General features: G+C 36.1%; 5 protein-coding genes and 1 pseudogene. 3 read left to right on the forward strand and 3 right to left on the reverse strand.

All coding sequences use genetic code 11. The annotated features are described in order from the left end of the window. Positions 1–245: group II intron maturase-specific domain-containing protein (locus BUA99_RS15450; RefSeq protein WP_317045048.1), on the reverse strand; the 245-nt coding region annotated here is incomplete at its 3' end. A 66-nt stretch (positions 246–311) separates the two neighbouring features. Continuing rightward, positions 312–1,061: pseudogene (locus tag BUA99_RS14625) on the reverse strand (reverse transcriptase domain-containing protein); the annotation flags it as partial. A 771-nt stretch (positions 1,062–1,832) separates the two neighbouring features. Between BUA99_RS14625 and BUA99_RS15165 the strand changes: the two are divergent. From BUA99_RS15165 to BUA99_RS14635, 3 genes are all read left to right on the forward strand, one after another. Further along, positions 1,833–1,988: a hypothetical protein gene (locus BUA99_RS15165; protein ID WP_159430956.1), complete on the forward strand. Its 156-nt coding sequence runs from the start codon at positions 1,833–1,835 to the stop codon at positions 1,986–1,988. A gap of 140 nt (positions 1,989–2,128) precedes the next feature. Continuing rightward, on the forward strand, positions 2,129–3,589 hold the full coding sequence (locus BUA99_RS15275; protein WP_200778676.1) for a hypothetical protein: 1,461 nt from the start codon (positions 2,129–2,131) through the stop codon (positions 3,587–3,589). Between the two features lie 5 nt (positions 3,590–3,594). After that, positions 3,595–3,897, forward strand: coding sequence for a hypothetical protein (locus tag BUA99_RS14635; protein ID WP_072994023.1), 303 nt, complete (start codon positions 3,595–3,597; stop codon positions 3,895–3,897). A 224-nt stretch (positions 3,898–4,121) separates the two neighbouring features. Here the strand turns inward: BUA99_RS14635 and BUA99_RS14640 are convergent. Further along, positions 4,122–4,461, reverse strand: a 340-nt coding sequence (locus BUA99_RS14640; RefSeq protein ID WP_234972984.1) for a transposase, incomplete at its 5' end; no start/stop codon positions are given.

The following is a 4,461-nucleotide window of genomic DNA, read 5'->3' on the forward strand; positions in this document are numbered from 1 at the left end:
ATGCAATAGCGCAGTCGGTTGCGCAACCAACCATCAATATCTCGTAACTTTCCTTGAATACTTGTTCCCCGAAAATAGTTTAACCATCCTCGTTGAATTTCACTTATCTTGGCAATACGGTCTTCTAGCTTGACTGGTGCGGTTTTTCTGCTAATGCTTTTGAGCTTTTCTTTGAGTTTCTTCCACGCTTTTTCTGCCACTACCAACTGATAATCATTCTTGCTTCCTTTCTTATAAGTTGGCACAAATCCGAATCCCAAAATAGTGAAGTGAACGAGACGTTTTATCCCGCTTTTCTCCTCGTTGATAGTCAGTTTTAGCTTCGTTTTCAAGAATTTTACAAGCGCTTGTGCCGTCGATTTTGCCCCGTTGTGGCTCGTGCAATAAATACTAAAATCATCGGCATAACGTACAAATTTATATTTGCGTTTTGTCATTTCTTTGTCCAATTCATGGAGCAGAATATTCGACAATAACGGACTGAGTGGACTTCCTTACGGAACGCCCTTGCGTCTCTTTTGTAGTTTTCCTTTGATTTGTATTGGCGCACGTAACCATTTTCGAATGAGTCGCATCGTGGTTTTGCATTTCACTTTTCGATAGACCAGATTCAGCAATAAACAATGGTCTACTTCGTCAAAGAAGTTCTTTAGGTCAATGTCCACAATGTGGTTCAACCCTTGATGGATATAGTCCCGTGATTGTCCAACGGCTTGTCGGGCATTCTTGTTGGGACGAAATCCAAAACTATTGCTACTAAATTCGGTTTCGAATAATGGTGTTATAACCTGAGATACGGCTTGCTGCAACACTCGGTCGGTAGTGGTAGAAACTCCCAAAAGACGGACTTTGCCGTTCCCTTTAGGAATCTCTACTCCCAAAATGGGTTGTGAATAGTAATATCCCTTTGCAATATCATCAAGCAATTGGAGTTTTCGATTAGGAAAACGCTCTTTGAGTTGACTGACTTTTACGCCATCAACGCCCGCACTGCCTCGATTGGCAATAACGTGTTCCAAGGCATTTTGAAGATTGTAGGGATGTACTACTCGTGCAATCATTTTGTTGTTGTTTAATCTGTCCCAAAGCTTCGGGATAATTTCAGATTCTTCGTTAACCTGTCCTTGTTTTTCAGGGCTATCCGCCGCGGCGGATTCCGTTGAAAATTAAGAACCTCTTTGCGTTCTGTCCTTCCTTGATTGTGAGACCTATGCAGTTTCTATTTGCAACTCGTTGCTATAAGTACTATGACTTCTGCTGACTTCTTGACCTAACCAACTCGTGGTTGTCAAGACCTCCCCCGGTACAGCCCTTCTTCCTTGCGTCTATTCCCGCTGCATCTACATCTAATAGGTCTTTGTAAACTTTGGACTTTACGTTGCTGTGGACGCTTATCCCCTATTAAATGCCTCTTATGCAATTTCTGCTTGGTTTATCCTGAGCGTAGCCGAAGGGTCGGTACAGACTTTTGCCGTTTCGCTGCCTTCACTGCATACCTCACGGTAAACCAGCTTGCGACGTGCTAATGATTCGGGTTTTCAATCCGCTCATAAGGAACTTACACCCTCTGGAAAAATATCAGATTGTAGGATTTGTTTTCTAATTCAAAATGTGTAATTTCGAATCGAGAACAAACGATTTACAATCTGCTTCCTGCTCATGCAGGGCACACACACGACGTTTTGCGAGATTTGGGTTTAGGCTTAATTTTAAAGTTGTTTTTGTACTTGGAGAACTTGTGTTTATCCGAATAATTAGTTTTAATTTAGTCCCAAACCTCGCAAAGCACGAGAACGTTGCAAGAGATTTTAACCCAAAATAACGTTTAGATTATGAAACCAAAATTTAAAAAATTAAAAAAAACAATTGTATTTATTTTAATTCCAATACTTTTATGGAACTGTGCAACCGAAGAAATTGGAGTCAAAAATAATGAAGCTACTACCAAAACATTTTTAGAAGAAATAAACCAAGCAAAACTTAGCTAGACGAATTAAAAAAAGACCCCAAAATAAATACTATTTTAAACGATGCCTTAAAAGGTATAAAACAAAACAATCCGTATCAAAAAAACCAAAACAATCCTCAAAAAATAGAATTATCAAATGCTATTACTAAATTTTCTAGATTGGATTATACTTCCTACACTATACCGATTATAAATTCTATTCAAAACATCACATCTTTTCAAAACATAGTTATTGAAACTGATGATGTAAGAGAAGCTGCTTATTTGATAACTTACTATCCTAATAACAACTATCAAAAAGCCAAGAATGCCCAAAATATTTATGAAAACCAATCCATTTATTATATCGCAAATTCAGAAATTGAATGCTTGTATTATAAACGAAAAATAAATAAAATCCCTAATAATGGCTTAATCCAAAAAACAGTCAGTAGTACCAACCCATTAATTGAGGAAAGTTTAGTTAATTGTGTTGTTACTTTTTACCCTGGACACAACTGTACTGCTGGAGGTGACCACGCTCTGGGTCAATCTTGTTCTGGAACGGGTGGACAAAGAGCGGAGGGTCCTGTAGTTTATGTAAGTTGCACAAACACTCCTGAAGCACCACCTACATCTCCTAATGACCCACCAGCAGGAAATGGAATTGGCCCAGATGATTCTTCATATGGTTCAGGAGGAGGCATGATCCTTTTACCAATAGATCCTTTAGCTGACTATCCCAAAAAATGGATTTGTATGAATCCACCAAGTTGCACTGAGCTTATTCCATACACACCAATATTAACAATACCAATGGATGATCCTTATAATTTTTATACAGGCATATTATCTTACAATCAAATAACAACATTGTTGAGTTTTGAATATAGCGATGTTAAAAATGCTATTGACGCTTTTTTGCTAGAAAATCAAAATGAAAATGCAAGTTATAATACTGATGTTACAGATATGGTGAGACAGACAATTTATGCTTTTATGAATGGGATAGAAGTAGATTCGGGAGTTTCAGATTTTACTGATAATCAACCTGTTAAAATTTATATGGGAACAGTATCAGACTTCAAGTCTTTACTAGACAATAGCCCAAGGGGTGTAGGTAAATTTAAAGGAAGTGCAGCTGGAAATTACTTGAAAAGTCTCGGTGAAACCAAATTTAATTTTAAACAAATGAGACCTCTTCCAACACAAACTGGCTTCTTTAATACCAAAAAGAGTAGATACATTTACACTAAAAAAGGAGGATGGATCGATATGGCACATTTTATGTTTAACGCTGGCAAAGCATATCAATATAAGATTAATAATGTAACCAATCCAATTGGTGAAGCTATTCAGGATGGGTACAAACAAGAAGCGTCAGACGGTATAGTTGCAAGACATTCAGCATATAGTTATGAAGATTTACCTAGTGATAAGTTTGGAGCTGAATTTGCGGTCAATTTTTTTGATATTAATAGCTCTTTAACTTTTAGTGAACAATTAGCTAATTATTTGAACAATATCCTTGACGCATCTTCACCAAATGATGCACCTAATTTTAACGATACCCCGGATTTAGACTCAAAAGACACTAGACCGATAACTAATACAACCACAACTCCAATTTATACAAAGTAAAAACTATGAAAAAGATAATAATTTCTATTTTAATTATTTTAGCAATTATAATTGGTGTTTACTATTTTTTAAGACACGAAGAAAATAATAGTTACGAAGAAAAAGGGAATAAAATGGTTATACAAATTTATGAATTTGAAAAAATTCATAATAAATTACCAAATTCTATATCCGATTTTAAAGCTGATACAGAAATGGGTGAGGGACCTTACTATGAGAAATTAAATGATTCAACATTTATTGTGTTTTTTAATATAGGATTTGATGATAAAATCATATTTAATTCAAACAATAATAAATGGGAATAAAAAAAGAAAAACCTCTTGCAACCGCTGTTTTGATATAGCTGGAATTTAGTGGAATTATCGTTTCGCATCAAGTTTTCGTTAAGCGGAAAATTAAGCGGTTACGAACTTCCACCCATCTCAAAGCAGCATAACGTCAGGTTGTGAAAAAACTCCGTTTTTCACTAAATAACCTCAAAATCTATCGCTGTATAATAACATAGAGCTACGCTAAGCAAGCTTGTTTTTTAAGCAGCAATTGTTAGGTTCATTTCGATTAAGTCCTTAAAAAGACTTAAATAAACCCTCCTAAAAATAATAACACCTTTAGTTTTGTAAGGTGACTTCCATTTCTTGAGTTTATCTATTAAGTCGGGTACGCCCAGAATGTTTATGGAGCGTTTGATGTTGTACACTAGCATAATTAAGCTGTGTTCACCATTTACTTTTTCTAGTCCCGTTAAATTCGTGTGGTTGTAGCCCCATTGTCTCTTAATGGTTCCAAAGATATGTTCGTTGATCTCTTGCCTGGTGCGATATAGTTGTGGGTTTTCCTGATACCGTTTGTTGTTTTCTTCAACGGCACTA

Origin of the sequence: Flavobacterium segetis (assembly GCF_900129575.1) — a bacterium.
Taxonomy (GTDB): domain Bacteria; phylum Bacteroidota; class Bacteroidia; order Flavobacteriales; family Flavobacteriaceae; genus Flavobacterium; species Flavobacterium segetis.